The sequence below is a fragment of the Microbacterium sp. UBA7513 genome (genome assembly GCF_002478345.1).
GTDB lineage: Bacteria > Actinomycetota > Actinomycetes > Actinomycetales > Microbacteriaceae > Microbacterium.
This window is the reverse complement of record NZ_DLNJ01000038.1, coordinates 538-3,818: the sequence shown is the minus strand read 5'-3', so window position 1 is coordinate 3,818 and position 3,281 is coordinate 538. Positions and strand designations below refer to the sequence as shown.

The following is a 3,281-nucleotide window of genomic DNA, read 5'->3' as shown; positions in this document are numbered from 1 at the left end:
CATCGCGATGCTGATCGCCACCTCGCTCCTCGTCTTCGTCGTGCTCCGGCTGCTGCCGGGCGACCCCGTCATCACCCGCCTCGGCTCGACGCCGGGCGTGGATGCCGAGACCATCGCCCGGCTGCGGGAGGAGGCCGGCCTCGACGCCCCCGTCATCGAGCAGTACCTGCGCTGGATCGGCGGCGTCTTCACGGGCGACTTCGGTCAGTCCTACTTCAACCAGTACTCGGTGACGGAGCTCATCGCCCAGCGCCTGCCCGCGACGCTGGAGCTCACGCTCATCGGCGTGCTCCTGGCCGTGCTCATCGCCACCCCGGCCGCCGTGTTCGCCTCGCTGCGTCCGCTCGGCGTGATCGACCGGGTGCTCACCGCGATCTCGACCGCGGGCATGGCTCTTCCGCAGTTCCTCATCGGCATCGTGCTCATCGTCGTGTTCGCCGTGCAGCTCAAGGTGCTGCCGGCCCGCGGCTACACGCCGTTCGCGGAGGATCCAGCCGAGAACCTCGTGCGCATGATCCTCCCCGGCCTCACCCTCGCCTTCGCGGCGGCGCCGCTGCTCATGCGGTTCCTCCGGGCGTCGATGGTCGAGGTGCTGGACGCCCCCTACATCCGCACCGCGAAAGGCAAGGGACAGTCGGCGAGCGGGGTCGTGCTCGGCCACGCGCTCCGCAACGCCCTGATCCCCGGGCTCACGATGCTCGGCCTGATCGTCGGCTACACCCTGGGCGGCGTGGTGATCGTGGAGTACGTGTTCGGCGTCCCCGGGCTCGGTTCGCTCGCGATCGACGCGGTCTTCAAGCGGGACTACGCGGTGCTGCAGTCGGTCGTGCTGCTGATCTCCGCGATGTTCATCCTCACCACGCTCATCGTCGACCTCCTCTACGGGGTGCTCGATCCGCGTCTTCGTGCAAGGAGCAGCCGTGGCTGACACCCTCACCCTCGCGCTGCGCTCCGCGCATCCCCGTCGCAGAATCGCGTTCGCGTCGTGGATTCCGGTGGCACTTCTTGCGCTGATCGTGCTGATCTGCGTCCTTGCCCCGCTCCTGGCCCCGTACGACCCCGCGGCGCAGTCGTCCGACCGGTTCGCCGGTCCCTCGGCGGCGCACCTCTTCGGGACCGACGAGCTGGGCCGCGACCTCTTCAGCCGCGTGCTCTACGGCGGCCAGCTCACCGTGTTCATCGCCGGGGGCGCGACCCTCGTGGCCATGGTCCTCGGCATCGCCTGGGGCATGGCGGCGGCGTTCGCCCGCGGCTGGGTCGACGAGATCCTCATGCGCCTCGCCGACACGGTCATGGCGATCCCGCAGATCCTCTTCGCGCTCGTCTTCATCTCCGCGTTCGGTGCCGATCCCGTCAAACTCGCCGTCATCATCGGGGTGCTCCTCACGCCGACCACCGCGCGGCTGGTGCGGTCGTCGGTGCTCAGCGAACTGCAGGAGGACTACTTCACCGCCGCGGTGGCCTTCGGATCCACCCGTCGCCGGCTGCTCTTCGCCGAGGTGCTGCCGAACGCCAAGGGGCCGATCGTCGTGCAGGCGGCCATCAACGCCGCCAACGCGATCCTCCTGGAGGCGTCGATGAGCTTCGTCGGGCTCGGCATCGCGCCGCCCGAGGCCACCTGGGGCACGCTCGTGCAACAGGGCTACCAGAAGATGTACCAGTCCATCGGGTACGTGCTGTTCCCCGCCCTGTTCATCTTCGTCACCATCTGGCTGCTCAACGTGCTCGCCGACCAGTTCGGCGGCGATCGGAAGGGGAGGGGCCGATGACCGACCTCACGCCCGTCCTGCAGGTGCAGGACCTCACTGTCTCCTACGGCGACGTCATGCCCGTCCAGGGCATCACGTTCGCGGTGCGGCCCGGTGAGCGCATCGGCCTCGTCGGCGAATCCGGCTCCGGCAAGTCGCTCACGGCGCTGTCGATCATGCGGCTGAACGACGGGGCGACCCTTGGCGGCAGCATCCGGCTGCGCGACCGCGAACTGCTCACGCTGAGCCCGCGGGAGATGACCCGCGTGCGTGGCGGCGAGATCGCGATGGTCTATCAGGACCCGATGTCGTCGCTGAATCCGGTCCGCACGATCGGGCACCAGCTCGTCGAGGCGATCCGGCTGCACGACCGGGTCTCGGCGGCGACGGCCCGCGCGCGGGCCGTCGAGCTGCTGACCGAGGTCGGGGTGCCGCTGCCCGAGGAGCGTCTGGGCCAGTACCCGCACGAGTTCTCCGGCGGGATGCGGCAGCGCGTGATGATCGCGATGGCCATGTCCTCTCGGCCCGCCGTGCTCATCGCGGACGAGCCGACCACGGCCCTCGACGTGACGACGCAGTCCCGGATCATCGACCTGCTCGACCGGCTCGCGGAAGACCACGGGACCGCGGTCGTGCTCATCACGCACGACCTCGGCGTCGCCGCCGGGTTCTGCGAGCGCATCCACGTGATGCGGCACGGGCGCGTGGTCGAGGAGGGCCCGGTCGACCGCATCTACGCGACCCCCGAGCACCCGTATACCCAGGCGCTCCTCGGCGCGGTCGTCGACCTCACAGTCGACGTGCAGCAGCCCATCCGCACCGCCGCGGAGGTGCTCGAACGCGGGACGGAGCCGCTCGCCGAGGCCGGATCGATCAGCGCGGTGGATCGGGCGCGGGAGTCCGGCGACGTGCTGGTGGACGTGCAGGGCGTGTCGAAGGTGTTCACGCTCGGCTCCGGGCGCCGGGTGACCGCGGTCGACGACGTGTCGTTCCAGATCCGGCGCGGCGAGACGGTCGGGCTCGTCGGCGAGTCGGGCTCCGGCAAGTCGACCGTGTCGAAGGCCGTGCTCGCGCTCGGCGGCATCGACGGAGGGTCGGTCGTCTTCGACGGGCAGCGTCCGCACGACCTCCGCGGCGAGGAGCTGCGGCGGCTGCGCAAGCGCATGCAGATGGTGTTCCAGGACCCGTTCTCGGCGCTGAACCGGCGGCAGACCGTCGCGCAGATCATCGAGGCGCCGCTGCGCGCCCACGGCATCGGCACCCGGGCCTCCCGCGCCGAGAAGGTGCGTGAGACCATGCACCGCGTGCGCCTGGACGAGGAGTTCGCGCACCGGCTGCCGCGCTCGATGTCCGGCGGGCAGTGCCAGCGCGTGTCCATCGCCCGGTCGCTCGTGCTGGAGCCGGACTTCCTCGTGCTCGACGAATCGGTGTCGGCGCTCGACGTGTCGATCCAGGCGCAGGTGCTCAATCTGCTCCGGGAGCTGCAGGCCGAGCTCGGCCTCACCTACCTCTTCATCAGCCACGACCTGGCGG

3 protein-coding genes are annotated in these 3,281 nt (G+C 70.3%); all 3 read left to right on the top strand.

The annotated features are described in order from the left end of the window. Positions 1 to 928: ABC transporter permease (locus B2W79_RS17430; protein ID WP_292791842.1), on the top strand; the 928-nt coding region annotated here is incomplete at its 5' end. Continuing rightward, positions 921 to 1,769: an ABC transporter permease gene (locus tag B2W79_RS17425; protein WP_292791839.1), complete on the top strand. Its 849-nt coding sequence runs from the start codon at positions 921 to 923 to the stop codon at positions 1,767 to 1,769. The genes B2W79_RS17430 and B2W79_RS17425, both read left to right, overlap by 8 nt. Then, positions 1,766 to 3,281, top strand: a 1,516-nt coding sequence (locus B2W79_RS17420; protein ID WP_292791836.1) for a dipeptide ABC transporter ATP-binding protein, incomplete at its 3' end; no start/stop codon positions are given. The genes B2W79_RS17425 and B2W79_RS17420, both read left to right, overlap by 4 nt.